This window comes from Halapricum desulfuricans, assembly GCF_017094465.1.
GTDB lineage: Archaea > Halobacteriota > Halobacteria > Halobacteriales > Haloarculaceae > Halapricum.
Window position 1 is genome coordinate 998,055 of record NZ_CP064791.1, and the last position, 18,400, is coordinate 1,016,454.

General features: G+C 64.4%; 22 protein-coding genes. 10 read left to right on the forward strand and 12 right to left on the reverse strand.

From position 1 onward, the window contains the following. Positions 1-6 precede the first annotated feature (6 nt). Positions 7-501 (reverse strand): RNA-binding protein, encoded by a 495-nt coding sequence (locus HSEST_RS05125; RefSeq protein ID WP_229122614.1) that lies wholly within the window; start codon positions 499-501, stop codon positions 7-9. A 114-nt stretch (positions 502-615) separates the two neighbouring features. Here HSEST_RS05125 and HSEST_RS05130 point away from each other — a divergent pair, with 114 nt between their 5' ends. From HSEST_RS05130 to HSEST_RS05140, 3 genes are all read left to right on the forward strand, one after another. Continuing rightward, on the forward strand, positions 616-1,899 hold the full coding sequence (locus HSEST_RS05130) for an RNB domain-containing ribonuclease (RefSeq protein ID WP_229122615.1): 1,284 nt from the start codon (positions 616-618) through the stop codon (positions 1,897-1,899). A gap of 243 nt (positions 1,900-2,142) precedes the next feature. Continuing rightward, on the forward strand, positions 2,143-2,394 hold the full coding sequence (locus HSEST_RS05135) for a hypothetical protein (protein ID WP_229122616.1): 252 nt from the start codon (positions 2,143-2,145) through the stop codon (positions 2,392-2,394). 169 nt (positions 2,395-2,563) lie between these two features. Continuing rightward, positions 2,564-3,529: a phytoene/squalene synthase family protein gene (locus tag HSEST_RS05140; protein ID WP_229122617.1), complete on the forward strand. Its 966-nt coding sequence runs from the start codon at positions 2,564-2,566 to the stop codon at positions 3,527-3,529. A gap of 18 nt (positions 3,530-3,547) precedes the next feature. Here the strand turns inward: HSEST_RS05140 and HSEST_RS05145 are convergent, their stop codons facing one another. Continuing rightward, positions 3,548-3,973: a DUF5796 family protein gene (locus HSEST_RS05145; RefSeq protein WP_229122618.1), complete on the reverse strand. Its 426-nt coding sequence runs from the start codon at positions 3,971-3,973 to the stop codon at positions 3,548-3,550. An 87-nt stretch (positions 3,974-4,060) separates the two neighbouring features. Between HSEST_RS05145 and HSEST_RS05150 the strand changes: the two genes are divergently transcribed. Next, entirely contained in the window at positions 4,061-4,921 is an 861-nt protein-coding gene (locus HSEST_RS05150; RefSeq protein WP_229122619.1) for a shikimate kinase, read from the forward strand. Beyond that, complete coding sequence (locus HSEST_RS05155) at positions 4,879-5,184, forward strand: chorismate mutase (RefSeq protein WP_229122620.1); 306 nt, start codon at positions 4,879-4,881, stop codon at positions 5,182-5,184. The genes HSEST_RS05150 and HSEST_RS05155 overlap by 43 nt, the downstream gene beginning before the upstream one ends. 16 nt (positions 5,185-5,200) lie before the next feature. Here HSEST_RS05155 and HSEST_RS05160 read toward each other — a convergent pair whose 3' ends face one another. Both HSEST_RS05160 and HSEST_RS05165 read right to left on the reverse strand, forming a co-directional pair. After that, positions 5,201-5,593, reverse strand: coding sequence for a type II toxin-antitoxin system VapC family toxin (locus HSEST_RS05160; protein ID WP_229122621.1), 393 nt, complete (start codon positions 5,591-5,593; stop codon positions 5,201-5,203). Beyond that, positions 5,590-5,850, reverse strand: coding sequence for an antitoxin VapB family protein (locus tag HSEST_RS05165; RefSeq protein WP_229122622.1), 261 nt, complete (start codon positions 5,848-5,850; stop codon positions 5,590-5,592). Before HSEST_RS05165 ends, HSEST_RS05160 begins: the two co-directional genes overlap by 4 nt. Before the next feature lie 81 nt (positions 5,851-5,931). Between HSEST_RS05165 and HSEST_RS05170 the strand changes: the two genes are divergently transcribed. Further along, positions 5,932-6,993, forward strand: coding sequence for a hypothetical protein (locus HSEST_RS05170; protein ID WP_229122623.1), 1,062 nt, complete (start codon positions 5,932-5,934; stop codon positions 6,991-6,993). A gap of 7 nt (positions 6,994-7,000) precedes the next feature. Here HSEST_RS05170 and HSEST_RS05175 read toward each other — a convergent pair whose 3' ends face one another. Continuing rightward, positions 7,001-7,960, reverse strand: a complete 960-nt coding sequence (locus tag HSEST_RS05175; protein ID WP_267491919.1) for an NAD(P)-dependent oxidoreductase — start codon at positions 7,958-7,960, stop codon at positions 7,001-7,003. Between the two features lie 25 nt (positions 7,961-7,985). Here HSEST_RS05175 and HSEST_RS05180 point away from each other — a divergent pair, with 25 nt between their 5' ends. The 3 genes from HSEST_RS05180 (at position 7,986) to hflX (ending at position 11,037) form a co-directional block, all read left to right on the forward strand. Continuing rightward, on the forward strand, positions 7,986-8,444 hold the full coding sequence (locus HSEST_RS05180) for a DUF5799 family protein (protein WP_229122625.1): 459 nt from the start codon (positions 7,986-7,988) through the stop codon (positions 8,442-8,444). A 53-nt stretch (positions 8,445-8,497) separates the two neighbouring features. Beyond that, entirely contained in the window at positions 8,498-9,481 is a 984-nt protein-coding gene (purM, locus tag HSEST_RS05185; protein WP_229122626.1) for a phosphoribosylformylglycinamidine cyclo-ligase, read from the forward strand. A gap of 236 nt (positions 9,482-9,717) precedes the next feature. Further along, a complete protein-coding gene (gene hflX, locus HSEST_RS05190; protein ID WP_229122627.1) occupies positions 9,718-11,037 on the forward strand; it encodes a GTPase HflX in 1,320 nt (439 codons plus the stop codon). Positions 11,038-11,039: 2 nt separating this feature from the next. On the opposite strand, the gene HSEST_RS05195 is transcribed toward hflX, so the two are convergent. The 5 genes from HSEST_RS05195 to HSEST_RS05215 form a co-directional block, all read right to left on the reverse strand. Beyond that, positions 11,040-11,573 (reverse strand): DoxX family protein, encoded by a 534-nt coding sequence (locus HSEST_RS05195; RefSeq protein WP_229122628.1) that lies wholly within the window; start codon positions 11,571-11,573, stop codon positions 11,040-11,042. A 107-nt stretch (positions 11,574-11,680) separates the two neighbouring features. Next, positions 11,681-12,181: a cyclic pyranopterin monophosphate synthase MoaC gene (gene moaC / locus HSEST_RS05200; protein WP_229122629.1), complete on the reverse strand. Its 501-nt coding sequence runs from the start codon at positions 12,179-12,181 to the stop codon at positions 11,681-11,683. Further along, positions 12,174-13,628, reverse strand: coding sequence for an NAD(P)H-hydrate dehydratase (locus HSEST_RS05205; protein WP_229122630.1), 1,455 nt, complete (start codon positions 13,626-13,628; stop codon positions 12,174-12,176). The genes moaC and HSEST_RS05205 overlap by 8 nt, the downstream gene beginning before the upstream one ends. Before the next feature lie 53 nt (positions 13,629-13,681). Next, positions 13,682-13,960 carry an acylphosphatase gene (locus HSEST_RS05210; RefSeq protein ID WP_229122631.1) on the reverse strand — a complete coding sequence of 93 codons (279 nt, stop codon included), beginning with the start codon at positions 13,958-13,960 and terminating at the stop codon, positions 13,682-13,684. A gap of 73 nt (positions 13,961-14,033) precedes the next feature. Beyond that, positions 14,034-14,996: a transcription initiation factor IIB gene (locus tag HSEST_RS05215; RefSeq protein ID WP_229122632.1), complete on the reverse strand. Its 963-nt coding sequence runs from the start codon at positions 14,994-14,996 to the stop codon at positions 14,034-14,036. 195 nt (positions 14,997-15,191) lie between these two features. Here HSEST_RS05215 and HSEST_RS05220 point away from each other — a divergent pair, with 195 nt between their 5' ends. Then, entirely contained in the window at positions 15,192-15,758 is a 567-nt protein-coding gene (locus HSEST_RS05220) for a DUF2391 family protein (RefSeq protein WP_324254842.1), read from the forward strand. On the opposite strand, the gene HSEST_RS05225 is transcribed toward HSEST_RS05220, so the two are convergent. Together HSEST_RS05225 and HSEST_RS05230 are read right to left on the reverse strand one after the other, a co-directional pair. Further along, entirely contained in the window at positions 15,759-17,735 is a 1,977-nt protein-coding gene (locus tag HSEST_RS05225) for a helicase HerA domain-containing protein (protein WP_229122634.1), read from the reverse strand. Between the two features lie 78 nt (positions 17,736-17,813). After that, positions 17,814-18,299: a hypothetical protein gene (locus HSEST_RS05230; RefSeq protein WP_229122635.1), complete on the reverse strand. Its 486-nt coding sequence runs from the start codon at positions 18,297-18,299 to the stop codon at positions 17,814-17,816. Between the last annotated feature and the right edge of the window lie 101 nt (positions 18,300-18,400).

Sequence of the window (18,400 nt, forward strand, 5' to 3'; positions counted from 1 at the left end):
CCCGGGTCAGATCGCGAACTCGTAGAGTTCGTCGCCGACGTGGTGGATCGAGTCGACTACCTTGCCTTCCTCGCCGACCATCTCCGATCCCGCGACGCGGGCGCGTCCGATCGCGAGCACCTTGCCGTGGGTCTCCTCGGCGATAGCGACCAGGTCACCGGCCTCGATGCTGTCGTCGGCTTCGACGATCCCGGGCCGCATCACGTCCGCGCCGTCGGAGACAAAGGAGATCGCGCCGGCGTCGACGGTCACGACGTTGCTCCGGGGTTCGTACTCGTTGGCGCCCTTGACCGTCAGGAACGGCTCGGGGTCCGAATCGTCCCCCTCGACGTACAGTACGGCCGGTTCACCGTCGACGAGGACGACGTCCCAGTCGCTGTCCTCGAACTCCACTTTCTCGAAGGTCTCGGCTTCGATCTCGACGCCGAGCGTCTCGGCGACGGCATCGGTAATCTCGCTGATCGCGTCGGCCCTGAGATGATGTCGAGATTTGACATCCATACGAAAGCGTTGCCGTCGGCAAATATAAATCGAGCGCTCGCGCAGCCGACATATCCCGACTACGCGAGGACAGGTGTCGAAACGCCTACCTACCGGGTGGACGTATCGACTGGCATGACCGACGAGGAGTCCGCCCAGGCCGAAGCCGGAACCGCGGAAGGCCAGGGTCCCGTGGAGATCGACGAGGAACTCGCCCGCCATCTGGAGAACAAGCGCGACGAACTGTTCGAAAAATTCGACATTCGCGACGCTTTCCCACCTGCGGTACTCGACGAGGCCGAGGAGCGCACGACTGACGTCCAGGAAGAGATACAGGACGAGATCGACGAGCGCCGTGACCTGCGTGATCTGACTGCCTTCACGGTGGATCCGATCGACGCCCAGGACTTCGACGACGCCGTCTCGATCGACGTTCGCGACGACGAGATTGTCCTGTGGGTCCACATCGCCGACGTAACTCATTATGTCAATCCCGAGACGGCGATGTGGGACGAGGCCGTCGAGCGCGGGAACACGGTCTACCTGCCGGCCTACACGGTCCACATGCTCCCGCCGATCCTCGCCGAGACCGTCTGTTCGCTGGTCCCCAACGAGGATCGGCTCGCCCACACCGTCGAGATGCACCTCGATCCCGAGAATCTCGGCTACGAGAACATCGAGATCTACAAGTCCGTCATTCGGAGCGACGAACGACTCACCTACACGCAGGCCGAGAACCGGCTCGACGACCCGGACGCGGACCTGCACGACGAACTCTCGGCGGTCTGGGAACTGGCCGACGAGATGCACGAACAGCGCAAGGAGGATGGCTCGCTGGTACTCAACCCCGCCAGGGACCGCGCCCACACGATCATCGAGGAGTGTATGCTCAAGGCCAACAAGGCCGTCACCCACGAACTCATGTGGGACCGCGGGGTCGAAGCGATGTACCGGGTCCACCCCCAGCCCGCCCCCGAAGAGTGGGACGAAGCCCTCCAGGAGATCCAGGACCTGGACGGTGTCTCTATCCCCGGGAGTGCCTGGGACGACCCCCGGAAGGCCGTCAACGCGACGCTCGAACAGGCGCCGGGCCGCCAACTGGACAAGATCCAGTGGGCCGTGATGAAAGTGATGCCCCGGGCGAAGTACATGAACGACCCCTTCGGCGGCCACCACGCCCTGAACTTCGAGATCTACGGCCACTTCACCTCGCCGATCCGCCGACTCTCCGATCTGATCAACCACTGGATCGTCTACACTAACGACGTACCCGAGGACCTGGTCGCGCTCTGTGACCGCGCTTCGGAGCGCCAGCAGAAAGCCGAGAAATGCGAGCGCGAGTACAAGAAATTCCTCGAGGAGGTCGGCCTCGACCCGTCGGCGGTCAACAACCGCGGTATCGAGGTCATCGAGGAGTAACCGGCCGCCTGCTTGCCGGGACGTCCCTCTTCCGTCGTACCGTTCTGGGTGGTTGTCACGGTGTCAACGAGCGGCCGGCGAACCTATAGAATATCTGTCTTAATATATTTAGAAATTATCTGCAGATAGTCGACTACGACAGCATGTTAGTTTGGAGAAACAGTTCCGTGTGTTTGGAGAACTATCTCGACACAAGATTTTAAACGGGGGAAAACGAATTCTAAATTGGGAGGTGTGCCGAGCATGGCTACGAGAGATAAGGCCGTCGAATCGGCTGATAGACGAGCGAGCGCGCCGACGACTGGACCTGATTTGAGTCGGTACGACGTCATCCTCGTAGCCATCCCGCTGGCCTTTCTGGCCGCACTATTGACCGGACAGATACTTTCGTTGCCGATGCAGGCCACGGTCGTTGTCGGTGCAGCTCTGGGTGCGCTCGCAGTCGTCGACGCGTTGTTCGTGAACCCCCCGAAACAGGGACGACGGACGCGCTGACGGCCACCCAAACCATTGGGGCACGCACCTTATGCTGACACTCCGCTTAGGTATGCGCAAGATTGCAACAAAACTGTCTCAAGATAGCGCCGTACTCTGTGCCGATTTCTGTCAGCCAAAGAGCTAACTGTGTGTCGGCCTCAACTCAGGGTAACCCCATTCGATCTCGATGTTAGACGACAATATCACTACCAGTAAGGAGATCCACAAGCGGACCGGGAAGACGTTCTACTACGCGACGAGACTGCTTCCCGAGCGGATCCGCAAGCCGACCTACGTCCTCTATGGCTTTTTCCGGATCGCCGACGAAGTCGTCGATCAGGCTGACGGGCTCCCCTCGGAGGAACAGTACGAGCGCCTGGAGTCGCTCCGGGCGAAAGCGCTGGGGGAGCAGCGGGCGGAGGACGACGTGCTCGCGGCGTTTCAGTCGCTGCGCGAGCAGACGGAGATCCGAGACGCTGACGTGAACGCCTTCCTCGATGCGATGGAGCAGGACATCGAGACGGACCGCTACGAGACCTACGAGGACCTGGAGGCGTACATGCGCGGCTCAGCTGTCGCCGTCGGCAACATGATGCTGGACGTGATGGATCCCGACCAGAAGGAGACGGCACGACCGCACGCGGCCGCACTCGCCGAAGCGTTCCAGCTCTCGAATTTCCTCCGGGACGTGGGCGAGGACATCACCGACTACGGCCGGATCTACCTACCGCTTGAGACGCTTGAGCAGTTCGGCGCCAGTGAAGACGACATCGTCCGGCGGCGAGCGAGCGAACCGTTCAAAGCCGCGATGCGGGCCGAGATGGCCCGCACCGAAGATCTGTACCGGGACGGCGTCGCCGGGATCCGGTATCTACCGGACGACTGCCAGCTCGCGGTCCTGCTCTCGGCGGTCCTCTACGCCGAACATCACCGGCAGGTCCGCAGCGTGGACTTCGACACGATCCACCGGGACGCGAACCTGGGTCGCGCTCGCAAGCTCTATCTCATTGCCCGGACCTGGTGGCACTGGCGGAAACACCACGATCCGGAGACGACCTTTTACGCCGTCAGCGCCATCCCCGAGGACGCCCCGACACGGGAACACTATCCCGAATCGGTCGCCGACAACGTGATCTCGGCGAGCCACGACTGACTGTATCGGTATCTCGCGCTACTCGGCGACGATCTCGTGACGGCGTTCGGCCATCTCCGATTCCTCGAAGACGAATACCCGACCGTCGACGGTCTCGAAGTCGGCGTCGATTTCGAGAGCGAACCCGTCTCGCGTGACTGTCACGCCGGGGAACACGCTCGCAGACTCGCCGTCGGCGAGCAGGACGCGGCCGACGCCGCTGTCTTCGAGGATCTCATCGCCGGTCTTGCGGTCGTTGAGATAGACGAGGATCCCTTCGGTCCCGTCCCCATCAGTGATGAGGACATGAACGTCCATCTGGGGCGTCGTGCGATGGCTCTCGACTGTCTTCGAGGGCACACCGTGATAGAACACCTGCCGTCCGTCCAGGTATTCGACACCGATACCGCCCTCGGTGAGCTCGACCGGAAGCGTCGACGGCGCGACCTCGCTGGCGCGATTCATACGCCTGACTTTACCTTCGCCGGTCAAAAGCACCGCGCTCGGGGACGAACCAGCACCCATTTATCGGGTTCGAACGCACCCACGACCATGCACGGACAGGCACGGGCGCCGGCCGCCGGGACGGTGCTGAACGCCCTCGCGACCGGCAAGGGTTCGGCGTTCGCCATCGACGCCTACACGACTGCGACGGTCGAACTGCTCGAGGACACCGACGTGATCACCGGCGAGGTCGCCGAGGATCGCGATGCAGACACGCGACTGATCGAAACCTGCGTCGCGTACGTCCTCGACGCCCACGGCGAGGCGGCGATTTCGGGCGCACACGTCGAGACCGAGAGCGAGGTGCCGATGGCTTCCGGGCTGAAATCCTCTTCAGCGGCCGCTAACGCCACTGTCATGGCGACGCTGGATGCTCTCGACGCGACCGAGAAGATGACGCGTGAAGACGCCGCCCGACTGGGTGTCATGGCCGCGCGGGACGTCGGGGTCACAGTCACCGGCGCGTTCGACGACGCGTCGGCGTCGATGCTCGGCGGCGTCACAGTCACCGACAACGCGAGCGACGAACTGCTCGCTCGCGAGGAAGTCGACTGGGACGTGCTCGTCTGGACGCCCGACGAGCGGTCCTTCAGCGCCGACGCGGACGCCGAGCGCTGCGAACGGATCGCGCCGATGGCCGATCTGGCGTTCGATCTCGCCAATGAGGGGGCGTACGGACGCGCGATGACCGTCAACGGACTGGCCTTTTCGGCGGCGCTTGGCTTTTCGACCGATCCGATGGTCGAGGCGATGCCGCTGGTCGAGGGCGTCTCGCTGTCGGGGACCGGGCCGAGCGTCGTCGCGGTCGGCGACCGGGAGGCATTAGAGGACGTGCGAGAGATGTGGGACCGACGGGACGGATCAACATGGCTGACAACGACACAGACAGCAGGCACCCGGACGAGATGAACCTCGCGGAGTTGCGCGAGGAGATCGAGACGATCGATCGCGAGATCGTCGAGAAGATTGCCCAGCGCACCTACGTCGCGGACACGATCGCACAGGTCAAATCCGAGAAGGGGCTACCGACGACCGACGAACAGCAGGAGCAGGCCGTGATGGATCGCGCCGGCGACAACGCCGAGCAGTTCGACGTGGACGCGAACCTGGTGAAAGCCGTCTTCCGACTGCTGATCGAGCTGAACAAGGTCGAGCAGCGCGAGAGTCGGTAGCACTGTACCCGGGGATTTAGTACGACCGTACTTCGAGGCCGTCGATACGTCCGAAGTGCGTCGTGTTTCTTGTGATGACCGGCTCGTCGTTGAGAAGCGCAGTCGCAGCGATAATACAGTCTTCTCGCTCGACCCGTTCGCCGTCAGTGATTAGCTCTCCCGAAAGTGTTCCGGCTTTTCGCATCACGGTGTGGTCGGCACTCACGACGTGCTTCGTTTCCAGTATCTCGAGAATTCGCTCCCGCTTCGTCTCCGGCGTTTGCGATCGAGCGACGCCCTCGTAGAGTTCCAACACTGTCACGGAGGACAGTTTCTGTGGTCGCGCTTCTTTTTCGACGATGTTGAGCAGCCGTTTCGCGTTTTCGTCGCCCCGGAGTAAGTCGATGATGAACGATGTGTCCTGAATCATTCCGACGCCTCGTCGTCTCCGGCTTCGTTTAACGCCGCTGTGAGGCGATCACTCCGTTCGTTGGACTTCCTTCGTCCGTCCTCGATAGCTGCCTCGAGGGCTGCCGCCTCGTCCTCGGAAAGAATGCCTGTGACCTCGTTCCACGACCGTTCCCCTGCAAGGCGCTTGACGGTTTCACTGAAGCTTTCTCCCTCCTTTTTTCGGGCTTTCAGCCGCTCGTAGGCTTCCTCGTCGAGTGAAATCGTTTTTGTCGCCATCGTAGTACACAGTACTGTATGCACACTTAAAAATCCAGTGCGGATGAGAGTTATGATCCCGTAGAACGAAACGGTTAGAAGATGCTCAGTCGGTTCCAGCAACTCTCAGGCTCGGCAGTGAGTGTCGTGCTCGCCGTCCTCTTCGCGGGCGTGGTCGTCTCCGTCGTCGTCCTGGAGCCTGGGGTGATCGTCGGCGGTGACGATCCTGGCCCGTCTGTCGAGTCGGTCTCGGGGGAGACGACCGTCACTATCTCCTACACCGACGCGACCGGGGCCGCACAGACGGCCACAGTTTCGGGTGTCGATCCCACACGCACCAGCGCTGCGGACGACTGGGCGATCGTCGATCGGTCGTCGCTCCCGCCGGCACTACGGGCTGTCGACGACGGGCCTGCACACGGCGTCGTCGGCTTCGGCGAGTGGGCCCTGGTCGGTGCCACGAAAACCGCGACTGTGCCGATCGACGGGACGACGCTGACAGTCGTCGTGCCGGCGGGACGAGATGTCGATCCGGACCGCAAAGTCGGGTTCATCGAAGCCTTTGCCGGGCCGTATTCGCTGTCGGGCGACACCGACAGCGTCGTGCTCGTCTCGGTGCCCGACACGTTCCCGAACAGGGGGCTGATGTACGCCGACGACAGGGGGTATGTCACGACTGAGTCATTTTGGGACGGCGACGCCCACAGCGTCTGGATCCACGAGTATATCCACGCACGGCAGGACTTTCGGACCGCCGACGGTATGACGTGGTTCCGTGAGGCCAGTGCCCGCTATCTGAGTCAGCGATTTATGCAGGAACAATACGAGGGTGTGACGACATCCGACGTTCACGCGGCCCTTGCCGGTCGCTCGGAGGATACGGCTGTCACGCTTGCGAATCGGACGACCTGGGACGGGACGAACGGCCACTACTACGTCGGGGCCCGACTGCTGGCGGCGGTCGACGCGGAGATCCGGGCCGCAAGCGAGGGGGATCACACGGTGGTCGACGTGTTCTGGGCGATGAACGCCGAGGACGACCCGGTTACTATCGAGCGGTTCGTCGAACTCGTCGAGCGGTGGACCGAACGCGACCAGCCGTGGATCAGGGACGCGATTGAGGGCGACCGACCGATCCCGGAACGACACGAACGGTCTAACTGAGGGCGCGTTACCGCTCGACGGTCACGTCGGCGATCGATTCGAGGTACTTGAGGACGGCCGTCATGTCCTCGTTTCCGTGTCCCATCGCGCTGGCGGCGCTGAACGATTCGCGCGCCGCGGCGGTCTGTGGGAGCTGGACGCCGACGTCGTTTGCGACCTCGTTGGCGTACCGCAGGTCCTTGAACTGCAGGTCGACCGGGAACCGCGGCTGGAAGTCACGCTCGGCGATCAGATCGCCCTTGATACGGAACAGCGGCGAGTCGACCGCGCCGGCCTCGACGACCTGTTGCATGGCTTCGAGATCCAGCCCCTGTGCGGCGCCGAACGTCAGTGCCTCCGCGTAGGCACTCATCATATCCCCGAGCAGGAGATTGACGAACAGCTTCATCCTGGCGCCGTCACCCACGTCGCCACACCGGACGATCGGTTCGCCCATCGCGGCCAGAATCGCCTCGACGTCGTCGATAACGTCGTCGTCACCGCCGGCAAGCACCGTCAGTGTGCCCTCCTCGGCTGGACCGACCGTGCCCGAGACCGGCGCGTCGACGAACCGCGCGTTCTGTGCCTGGACAGTCTGGGCGGCCGCCTCGGTCGCTTCGGGCGTGACGGTGCTCATCTGGATGACGGTCGTCTCGGAGTCGAGGCCGATGAGCAGTCCATCCTCCCCGTCCAAGACGGCCGCCAGCGCCTCGTCGTCGGTGACCATTATCACGACGACGTCGGCTTGCTGGCCGACCGCCCGGGGCGAGTCCGCGACGTCGATCCCGGCGTCGGCGAACGGCTCTGTCGGCCCGTCGCTGCGGTTGTACACGAGCAAGTCGTGGCCGGCTTCTTCGAGGTTCCACGCCATCGGCGTCCCCATCGCGCCCAGTCCGATGAATCCGATCGTTTGCATATGCGCTCGTGTACTCGGCCGACACACTTGAGTGCGGTCGTTTGCTCGTGGCCCGACGCGGGAAACGTTCATCGGGGTCGGGGACGAACGGCGAGGTATGAGCGACAACAGCTGGCGGGACGCACTCGCCGCCGAGCGGATGCGAGTCGATCGGGAGTTCGAAGAGCAGGTGCAGTCGTCGTCGTTCACGCGCCAGCAGTGGGGGCTGGTGATGACGGCTGTCGAATTCGACATCGACGGGCCGAGCGAGCCTGAGACGGCCCAGTTGGTCGCCGATACGAGCAAGCTCCCGAGCGTCATGCCCCAGATCGAACAGATGGAACAGAGTGGGGGCGGTATGGGTGCACCCGCCGGTGGCGCGGGCGGTGGTGGCGGCAGCGGCGGTGGACTGCTGGGCAAGCTCGCGAGCATCCTGCCGGGCGGGGACAGTTCCGGCGGGGGGAAACGTCAGGACGAGGCGGCATCGCTCGCCCAAGAGTACGCCGAAGCGCTCCAGCAGCGTCTGGAAAAGCGCGATCGCTGGCAGGCGATCTGCGAGCAGGCTAGCGCGGAGTGAGCGGTCTCCGGCGAAGCGGTGTGCTTTTGCCCCGGCCGGGCGCTCACTCGGACATGAGCGACGACGACAGCGAGCAACTCACGTACGCGGCGGCCGGGGTGGACATCGACGCCAGCGAGGCCGCAACCAAGGCACTCATCGGTGCGGCCGGGGAGTTCGAGGGGGATTACGCCGGGCTGGTAGACATCGGCGAACAATACCTGGCGCTGGCGACCGACGGCGTCGGGACGAAGCTGCTGGTCGCGGAGGCCGTCGACGATTACTCGACGGTCAGCATCGATTGCATCGCGATGAACGCCAACGACCTGATCGCGACGGGGGTCGAGCCGGTCGCGTTCGTCGATTACCTGGCCGTCGAGACGCCCGACGAGGGGACAAGCGAGGAGATCGGTGCCGGGTTGCGTGAGGGGGCCGAACGTGCGGGGGTCGCGCTCGTCGGCGGCGAGACGGCCGTGATGCCGGACGTGATCAGGGGTCTGGACATCGCCGGGACCTGTGCCGGGCTCGCGCCGAAAGACGCCGTCTTCCCCGGCGAAGCCCAGCCGGGCGACGCGATCGTCGGGTGGCCGTCCTCGGGGATCCACTCCAACGGGCTGACGCTGGCCCGGGAGGCAGTCACGCGCGAGCACGAATACACGGATCCGTTCCCGCCGGCCCCCGAGCGGACAATCGCCGAGGAGCTGTTGACGCCGACGCGCATCTACAGCGACGTGCTCGCTCCCCTGCGCCAGCACGACGCCCACGCCGCGGCGCACGTGACCGGCGGCGGTTGGACAAACCTCACTCGAATGGGCCCCTTCCACTACGAGATCACGGATCCGTTCCAGCCCCAGCCGATCTTCGAGTTCGTCCAGCAGGAGGGCAACGTCGACAGCGAGGAGATGCACCGGACGTTCAATATGGGCACTGGATTTGTCGCTGCGCTGGCCGAAGCCGACGCCGAGACAGTCGTCGCCGACAGCGAGGACGCCCGGATCATCGGGCACGTCGAAGACGGTCCCGAGCGCGTTTCGATCCGGGGCCTGGATCTCGACTGATAGTGACCGTTGTACGTCTGTGCCGCATCGGCTGTACCGCGGCGGTCGGACCTTACAGCGATCCGTACGAAATCAACGGAGCGAAGATATAAACGACGCTAGAGGTTTATGCGGCTGGCTCCCGTAGTGATCGAATGGAGCCAACCGGCTCCGTAGTGTCACACGCGCGGGATCCCATCTCCCGCCGTTTTCCTTTGCCTGAAAATTATATAGCCGCGCCACCTACTTGGGGGCGAGTGACGGACAACACCCATCGAGAGTCAGCAGTCGTCGCCAAGCGAGTCGATTCCGGCAGTGCCGACACCGCCGAGATCACCGACCTCGCCCGTTCGGCAGGCTACGACGTCGCCGGCGAACTCACCCAGACCCGGACAGAGGACCCGGCGTTTCACATCGGGGAGGGGAAAGCCGAACAGCTGGCCGAAGTCGTCGCCCGGACGGACGCTTCCGTGGTCGTCTTCGACAACCAGCTTGGCCCGTATCAGACCTACAACCTCGGCAACAAGCTTCCCGAAGGCGTCCGGATCCTCGATCGGTTCCGGCTCATCCTGGAGATCTTCGGCCAGCGTGCCCAGACCCGCAAGGCCCAGCTGCAGGTCGAACTCGCCGAACTCCGGTACGAACTCCCGCGGGCGGAAGCCAAGGCCAGTCTCGCAAAGCGCGACGAGCGCCCCGGGTTCATGGGGCTTGGCGAATACGACGAGAGTCGCGAGCAGGACATCAAAAACCAGATCGCCAACATCCGTGAAGAGCTCCAGTCGATCGAAGAGACCGAACAACATCGCCGCGAGCAGCGCCGCGAATCCGGATTCGACCTGGTGGCGCTTGCGGGCTACACCAACGCCGGCAAGTCCACACTGCTGCGCCGACTGGCAGCGGACATGGCGGTCGACGACAACGAGGACCTCCACCCCGACCTGGACCCGACCGCCGAAAGCGAGGACCGGCTGTTCACCACGCTCGGGACGACGACCCGGCAGGCCGACCTGGATCGCCGTGACGTGCTGGTGACCGACACTGTCGGGTTCATCTCGGATCTCCCGCACTGGCTGGTCGAATCGTTCAAGTCGACGCTCGATTCGGTCTACCGCGCGGATCTCGTGCTGCTGGTCATCGATGTCAGCGAGCCCGTCGAGGAGATCCGCGAGAAACTCGTCACCAGCCACGACACGCTCTACGAGCGCAACGAAGCTCCCATTCTCACCGTTCTGAACAAGATCGACGCCGTCGAGGACGGCGAACTCCGCGAGAAGCGCGAGGCGCTGTCGGCGCTGGCTCCGAATCCGGTGGCCGTCAGCGCCAGGGAGGGACAGAACATCGACCGGCTCCGCGAGCGGATCGACGAGGCGCTGCCGGACCTCCAGCGCGAACGGCTCGTGCTCCCGATGACCGACGACGCGATGAGTCTGGTCTCCTGGATCCACGACCACGCGAACGTCGAGGACGTCGAGTACGGCGAGCGGATCGTCGTCGACTTCGAGGCGCGACTGTCGGTCGTCGAGCGAGCGCGTGCGAAGGCGAGCGACCTCGTCGAACCGTCGGCCGAACCGACGTGACGCTAGCCCAGGACGTACCGCAGCCACGGGTTGTTCTCGACGACGGCCGTCCGTTCGAGATACTCGTCGACGCCGAGGATCCGGCCGGCCCCGAAGGCCCCGATGCCGAACAGCAGCGCGATGTACACGACGTGGCTGTCGATGAGCAGGCTGTTCTCGAGAGGGTACCCGGAGAGATAATAGAACAGCATGATGACCGAACCCCAGAAGGCGCTCCAGCGGACCGCGGCCCCGACTATTAGCGCCAGGCCGACCAGCGTCAGCCCCCACATGTTCAGCGGATCGATGAGGCCGACGTAGTTCTGCGCCATCGTTTCCCACAGACCGGGGAAGAGACTCCCTTCTCGGCTGGCTGCGCCCATCAAATAACCCTGTGCGGACCAGTCGCCGGCCAGTAACTTGTCGATCCCGGCATAAAAGAAGACCCATCCCATCACCAGCCGCAGCGTCACTAGGGAGTAACCGACCCACCGCTCCGAGTACTCGAACGTCGTTTCGCGCCCGAAGATGTCCGTCTCAATCGTTCGCCTTGACATTGTGTGTCACTATCTATCTAGTCAGAGTCTATGCACTTAAACATACCCACATATAAGGGGTCTATAAATAGTCTACAAGATCTATCCGTAGTTCATTTCCGCAATCGTTACCGGGTCGATTTCTCCTTTTCGAGCACCCGCACGTCCGAGATCCTCGTCTCCGGGTACTGGCCGTCCGCGTCCTTTTCGGCGGCCTTGACCATGTCCCAGACGACGTTCAGTCCCGTCGTGACGCCCTCCAGGGCTTCCATTTCACAGCCCGTCTTGCCGGTGGTCTCGACGGCCACGGTCAGCGTCACCTCTGTATCGCCGACCTCGAAGTCGGTCTCGACGTTGGTGATCGGGATCTGATGGCACATCGGAATCGTCTCCCATGTGTGTTTGACCGCCTGGATCGCCCCGATCCGCGCCGTCGCGAGGACGTCCCCCTTCTCGAGTTCACTCGCACGGATCGCCTCGACCGTCGAAGCCTCCAGGTGGATCGTTCCGCGAGCGACCGCCCGACGCTGGCTATCGGGCTTGTCGCCGACGTCGACCATCTGCGCGTCGCCGGACGCGTCGGTGTGGGTCAGTTCGTCGCCGCCACGCCCGTCCGCGTCGTCACGCATCGTCGACCCCCCACATCACTGGCGGGATGGCGTCGAGCAGGTCCGTCGCCACGAGACCGTATCCCCGCCGGTCGACGATTCGATCGCCCGCCGCGCCGGTGACGTACGCGCCGATCGCCGCCGCAGCCATCGGGTCCCGAGTCGCTGCTAGCGCGCCGACTGTTCCCGCAAGCACGTCGCCAGTCCCCCCGACAGTCATCCCCGGGTTGCCGGTCCGGTTGACGCGCGTTCGCTCGCCGTCGGAAAGTACGTCGTACCGCCCCTTGACCAGCAGCGTGACGCCGAGGTCGGACGCGAACGATTCGACCAGATCGGCGCGCTCGCGCCAGCCATCAGCCGTCTCGCCGCCCATCGCCCGCAGTTCTCCCTGGTGGGGCGTCGCGATCAGCGACGCGTCGGTCTCGACGCCCGGGACCACTTCCAGCGCGTCGGCGTCGACCACTATGACGCCGTCGTAGCTACCGAGGAATTCCTGGACGGCCACGAGCGTGTTCTCCGCGGCTCCGAGACCGGGCCCCAGGACGACGCTGTCGTGATCGACTGCCAGTTCCCGCACCGTTGCGACCGAGTTCGGGGTGAACCGATCGCCGTCGAACGGCCTCACGATCAGGTTCTCGCTGTAGCCCTGGACCTCGCTGGCCACCGACTGTGGGCAGGCGACCCGGACGAGGTCGGCACCTGCTCGCAGTGCCGCCTGTGCCGCCAGCGCCGGCGCGCCGGTGTAGGGACCGCCGCCGATCACCAGCACCTCCCCGAACGCGCCCTTGTGGCTGTCGGCCGGCCGGGAGAGCCTGGATAGGTCGCCGCGCTCGACGAACCGCTCGGCGCCCTCGGGAATCCCGATGTCGGCCACCGTAACCGGCGCGGCAAGGGCGTCCAGTCCCGGTTTCGGCTTGTGGAAGGTGACGACGTGGTCGGCCTCGACGGCGTTGTCGGCCAGCGCGCCAGTCGTCCCGTCCATCCCCGAGGGGACGTCCACCGAGAGCACGGGCGTGTCGCTGTCGTTCAGCCGCGCGGCCGCCGTGGCCATCGGCTCCCGGAGCGCGCCGCTGACACCGGTTCCGAGCATCGCGTCGACGAACAGGTCGGGCTCCCCGAACTCGATCGCCGCCGAGTCCCGGACCTCGCGAGCGTCGAGTTCGCTCGCCTGCAGCGCTTCCCAGTTCTCGCGAGCGATCTCCGTCGTGATCGTCTCCGCGCGCCCGAGCAGTCGAACCCGGACGTCGTACTCTTCGAGGAACCGCGCCGCTGCGAAGGCGTCACCGCCGTTGTTCCCCCGTCCGGCGACGACGACTACTTCTCCCCCCGGGTCGACGGCCGACCGGACTGCGCGGGCGACGGCGTTGCCCGCCGATTCCATCAACTGCTTGGGTGGGACGCCGAGCGCGGCGCTGTTCCTGTCGATGACTGCCATCTGTTCGCTCGTGATGACGTCGCCGAGGCTCATACGATAGCCTTCGGCGGGACGGCGCAAAAACGGCGGGGGAAGACTGCCGGCTGTCAATACCGAATCTCGAAGCCGTCCAGCCCCGTCGGCTCCTCGTACTCGACGACGACGTCCTCGACCCGAGCCTGCGGACTCCCCTCGTGACAGAACTCGACCATCGCTTCGACAGTGTCTTTCGGCCCTTCGAAGACGGCCTCGACGCGGCCGTCGTCCAGATTCTTCACCCAGCCGTCGACGCCCTGCTCGCGGGCGGTGTCACGGGTCGTCGCCCGGAAGAACACGCCCTGGACGCGCCCGGAGATGAACACGTGTGCGCGAGTTCGCTCGCTCATATCTCAGGGTCGAACGGCCAGACACAAAACGTTCACCGAGCGAATCGCGCTCTACTGTCCGTCGGAGCCCGCCTCACAGCCCCATCGCTTCGATCTGTTCCTGATAGCGATTGCGGATCGTGACTTCGGTGACCTGTGCGACGTCGGCGACTTCCCGCTGGGTCTTCTTCTCGTTGCACAAAAGCGAGGCGGCGTAGATCGCTGCGGCGGCGTATCCTGTGGGGGATTTCCCCGAGAGCAGACCCTGCTCTGCGGTCACGTCGATGATTTCGTTGGCCTTGCTCTGGACTTCTTCGGTCAACTCCAGCGACGAGCAAAAGCGAGGGACGTATTTCTTGGGATCGACCGGTTCCATCTTCAGACCGAGTTCCTGGGAGATATACCGGTAGGTGCGGCCGATCTCTTTTTGCTCCACGCGGGACACGTCCGAGACTTCTTCCAGACTTCGCGGGATGTCCTCCTGTCGGCAGGCGGCGTACAGCGCTGAAGTGGCAACCCCTTCGATCGAGCGCCCGCGGATGAGGTCGTCGTCGAGTGCGCGCCGATAGATGACCGAGGCGACCTCCCGGACCGAGCGCGGGACGCCGAGCGCCGAGGCCATTCGATCGATCTCGCTCAGGGCGAACTGGAGGTTGCGCTCGCCGGCGTCTTTCGTCCGAATCCGCTCCTGCCAGCGGCGTAGCCGGTGCATCTGACTGCGCTTCTTCGAGGAGATAGAGCGACCGTAAGCGTCCTTGTCCTTCCAGTCGATGGTCGTCGTCAGGCCTTTGTCGTGCATCGTCTGGGTGGTCGGCGCGCCCACGCGGGATTTCTGCTGGCGCTCGCTGTGATCGAACGCCCGCCACTCGGGCCCCCGGTCGATCGTCCCCTCCTCGACGACGAGCCCGCAGTCGTCACATACCAGCTCACCCCCGTCCGCGCTCGCGACGAGCGACGTCGATCCACACTCCGGACATGTCTCACGCTCGTCTTCTTCCGCCTCCGTCGTGTCCTCGTCGGTGGCCACTCGCTCTCGCTGCCGACTGGAACGTTCCATGTCTTCCACTAGGGATGTACAGCAGTAATAAAGTTTGCCTCGCGCCGGTCGATGAAAATTCCCGATCGAGGGAACGCTTAACGGGTCTCGCGCCGTCGCCCTCGGCAATGAGCGCGACGCTGTACGCTTCGGGCCGACCGCCCACGACCGCACAGGCGGGTGTCGCCAATGCGTAGGGGCAGGGACGACCCGGATGTGGGAACGCGCGGCGACGGGGACGAACCGGACGTGAGCGACATCTTCGATAGACTCGAAGAACTGGCCGAGACGGTCGACTCGGCCGAAGAACGCCGGGAGGTCGAGGCGGTGATGGACCTCGCTTCGGAAGCGACACGTTCGGACGCCGCGTTCGGGCGCGTCATCTGGGGGTTCGATCGTGCGGACGCGTCGGAAGCGCTACTTGGGGCCCTGCTCTTCGGAATCCCGATGGCTGTGGAGGGTGGAACCCAGGAGATCGGCGCATTTCTGGCCGGTCATCCGCTGTTGCTCGCGGGGACGGGGCTGGCCGCCGTTTCGATCACCATCGGGGTGCTGTACGTCGCCGAGATCCAGGACGTCCGCGTCAAGAACCGCCTGTTCGGAATCGTTCCGTACCGACTCGTGGGTGTCCTCACCATTTCCTTCCTGCTGGCAGTCACTATGCTGACGGGATGGGGGCGGGTCGACTGGAACGAGCCGGTCGTCGCGCTCGCGAACGTCGTCGTCGCGTTTGTTCCGATGTCCCTCGGCGCGGCCCTCGGGGACATCCTCCCGGGGAGTTAATCACGACCCTTCGGATCGTTCGAAGGAGGTGGCCAGCAACGCTCGGAACGCGTCGAGTTCACGGTCTTCGAGGCGGCCGTTCGTCGCTTCGTCGAGACGCTGGCGGAGACAGATGTCGTAGTTCCCTCGTCCGACGTGCTCGATCAGTCCCGCGGTTCGAAGCGTTCGATTGTAGGCGTAGGCGTCGGTCCGATCGCCGGTGCCGCCGGCGACGAAGTGTGCGTCAAGCGGTGTCGCCGGCCCCTGGTCGTCGTAGTACGCGAGCATCCGGCGCGCCTTGGCGTCGAGGTTCCGGATCTCCGACCGGAGCGACGATACCGCCGGCGGGGTCGGGCTATCCACAGTCGGCGCTTCGGCCTCGTCGACGGCCCCGACCGCCTCGGCGATCGCATCGTCGTCGCTGCCCTGTGGCTGGTTTGCTCGGCCGTCCTCACTCCCGTCCGTGGCGGTCGCGACACCGTCGGCTGCCGTCCCGTCAGTCTCGGCCGCCGCTCCGTCTCCGTTTGTGTCCGCCAACTCCGGCGTCTCGAACCCGAACGCCGGCATATCAGCGTCTGAAAAGTCAAATGCCGATAGATCCCCGTCGCCGTTCGATCCCGGCTGTTCGACCCCGTCGGTGGCGTCTGTGTCGGCCGTCTCCGCGCCAGCAGTTTCCACGTCACCGGGGTCGGTGTCCGCAGCGTCTCCGTCTTCACCCATTACGGCCGCGAACGCCTCCGCGGCCTCTTCGGCCTCCGCCGACGAGGTCTCCTCCCCGACACCCGTCTCTGAGTCGTCGGTCGTCGGCTCGGCGTCTGCCGGGTCTGTCTCGTCGCCAGGATCTGACGCCACTCTCTCGCCGTCTTGCTCGGACGCCGGCGGAGCCTGCCCTTCGCGTCGTTGCCGTCGGGCGCGCATCCGTTCGGCCTCCGTTCGACCGGGGCTGGCACCCTCCACCTGGTCCAGCAGCGCGTCGACGAACTGGTCGGCCATCCGGCTCAGGTCGCGGGCGTCCTGCAGCTCCGTTTCGAGTTCGGCGATCCGGGAGTTCTTCTTCTCGATCTCCTCGCGCAGTTCGGCGATCGCGTTCTCGCGCTGTCGTTCCTGCTCGCTGATCGCCTGCAACTCGGAGACGAGGTCGTCGCTGACGGATTTCAGCTCCGGGCGCTCGAAGTCGTCCAGTCCGGGCGTCGCCCCGGCGTCGAAGGTCTGCTTGCGGTGGAACTGGACCCGCCGGATCGATTCCGACCAGTCGGTCATCAGGAAGGCCTCACCGTCGCCCAGGTCCTCGACGGCGTCGGCGTACTCGCCGTCCAGGACTCGCCGGACTACCTTCGTATCGTTGTTCCAGGTCAGGCGGTGCCAGACGAGCCAGTCACACTGGGTGATGTAGTCCTTCTTGACGTCGGCGGGCCGCTGGCTGATCCCGACCATCCCGAGGCCGTGCTTGCGGCCGCGCTTGCCGATCTTGATCAGCATCTTTCCCACTTCGCCGACGCTGCCGTTCTCGGGGATCCACTCGTGGACTTCCTCGACGAGCAGCAGGAAGGGCTGTTTGAGCTTCTTGGCCTTCGCGAAGAGATGCTTCGAAACCTCCGTCAGCAGCGCCTCGGCTTCCTCGTCGTCCAGAAATGAGGAGATATCGAGGATGATCGGGACGTTCTGCTCGAGAGCGAGGTTGGCGATCTTCTCGGCGTGCTCGGTGGTGACCTGGATGTCACACTCCTCGTCGGCGCCGACGTGGAGGATCTCGTATTCCTCCTTGAGGCCGTAATACTCCCCGTCGATATCGACGATGAGGAGCCCGAAACCCGCGTCTAATAGGTTCTCAGCGACGACAGAGGCGGTGTTACTCTTACCGCTACCGCTCTTCCCAGTGACGAATCCGCGACCAGTCAGCAGTTCCACAACGGGCAACGAAACGTCGGTTCCGGGGTCGCCGGTCCCGCCGGGGCCGTCGCTCACTTCCGCGACCGTGATCGTCCGCTCGTCACTCATAGTGGTCGTATGACGGTCCTCCCCGGTGATAACTCTCAGTCAGACACCTCTCGGACATTCGACAGCCGACTGTCGGTCTCAGGGGTCGACGCTGAACGGACTCTCCGTCGCTTGCCACTCCCAGCCGGGGAGACGAGTCTGGACCCCCGCGGCGAGCGCGGCGTCAAGGTCGTCGAGACCTGCAGGATCGTCAACGCTGCCGTGGGTGTGGACGTCCGCGTAGTGAAAGGTCGCTTCCGCGAGCAGGCGACGGGGCTGTTCCCCCGCGATGGCCGCCGCCAGCTCGCGCGCGAGCAGTTCATCGACAATGAAACCCGGATAATCGCCGGTCACGTCGAGATCGCGCAGCAGACCCACGAGCGCGGCGACGTTGACTGCCCGATCGCCGTCTGCGAAGACCGCATCGATGGCGTCGTGATACGCCTCGATAGTTATCGACTCGACCGTCGTGTCGAAGGCGTCACCGAGGTCGGCACGCACCGCATTGACGATCGGAACGATCTCGGACCCGCGATCACGGGTCCACTCGTATTCGATCCGGACTGTCTCGCTGGTTAGCTCCATCGATGGGGAGGTCTTTGCGAAGGCTTTTATAATCCGAGGGGAATACGAACAGGTATAGATCGGTTTTCCGAACACTCACAGTGAGTCGTTCGGAGTGGTAC

Coding starts and splice junctions, on each gene's coding strand:
- HSEST_RS05130 (WP_229122615.1), top strand. CDS start 616: ATGACCGACGAGGAGTCCGCCCAGGCCGAAGCCGGAACCGCGGAAGGC.
- HSEST_RS05135 (WP_229122616.1), top strand. CDS start 2,143: ATGGCTACGAGAGATAAGGCCGTCGAATCGGCTGATAGACGAGCGAGC.
- purM (WP_229122626.1), top strand. CDS start 8,498: ATGAGCGACGACGACAGCGAGCAACTCACGTACGCGGCGGCCGGGGTG.
- HSEST_RS05230 (WP_229122635.1), bottom strand. CDS start 18,299: ATGGAGCTAACCAGCGAGACAGTCCGGATCGAATACGAGTGGACCCGT.
- HSEST_RS05145 (WP_229122618.1), bottom strand. CDS start 3,973: ATGAATCGCGCCAGCGAGGTCGCGCCGTCGACGCTTCCGGTCGAGCTC.
- HSEST_RS05225 (WP_229122634.1), bottom strand. CDS start 17,735: ATGAGTGACGAGCGGACGATCACGGTCGCGGAAGTGAGCGACGGCCCC.
- HSEST_RS05165 (WP_229122622.1), bottom strand. CDS start 5,850: ATGGCGACAAAAACGATTTCACTCGACGAGGAAGCCTACGAGCGGCTG.
- HSEST_RS05160 (WP_229122621.1), bottom strand. CDS start 5,593: ATGATTCAGGACACATCGTTCATCATCGACTTACTCCGGGGCGACGAA.
- HSEST_RS05195 (WP_229122628.1), bottom strand. CDS start 11,573: ATGTCAAGGCGAACGATTGAGACGGACATCTTCGGGCGCGAAACGACG.
- HSEST_RS05125 (WP_229122614.1), bottom strand. CDS start 501: ATGGATGTCAAATCTCGACATCATCTCAGGGCCGACGCGATCAGCGAG.
- HSEST_RS05215 (WP_229122632.1), bottom strand. CDS start 14,996: ATGGAACGTTCCAGTCGGCAGCGAGAGCGAGTGGCCACCGACGAGGAC.
- HSEST_RS05180 (WP_229122625.1), top strand. CDS start 7,986: ATGAGCGACAACAGCTGGCGGGACGCACTCGCCGCCGAGCGGATGCGA.
- HSEST_RS05150 (WP_229122619.1), top strand. CDS start 4,061: ATGCACGGACAGGCACGGGCGCCGGCCGCCGGGACGGTGCTGAACGCC.
- HSEST_RS05175 (WP_267491919.1), bottom strand. CDS start 7,960: ATGAACGTTTCCCGCGTCGGGCCACGAGCAAACGACCGCACTCAAGTG.
- HSEST_RS05155 (WP_229122620.1), top strand. CDS start 4,879: ATGGCTGACAACGACACAGACAGCAGGCACCCGGACGAGATGAACCTC.
- HSEST_RS05210 (WP_229122631.1), bottom strand. CDS start 13,960: ATGAGCGAGCGAACTCGCGCACACGTGTTCATCTCCGGGCGCGTCCAG.
- moaC (WP_229122629.1), bottom strand. CDS start 12,181: ATGCGTGACGACGCGGACGGGCGTGGCGGCGACGAACTGACCCACACC.
- HSEST_RS05205 (WP_229122630.1), bottom strand. CDS start 13,628: ATGAGCCTCGGCGACGTCATCACGAGCGAACAGATGGCAGTCATCGAC.
- HSEST_RS05140 (WP_229122617.1), top strand. CDS start 2,564: ATGTTAGACGACAATATCACTACCAGTAAGGAGATCCACAAGCGGACC.
- HSEST_RS05170 (WP_229122623.1), top strand. CDS start 5,932: ATGCTCAGTCGGTTCCAGCAACTCTCAGGCTCGGCAGTGAGTGTCGTG.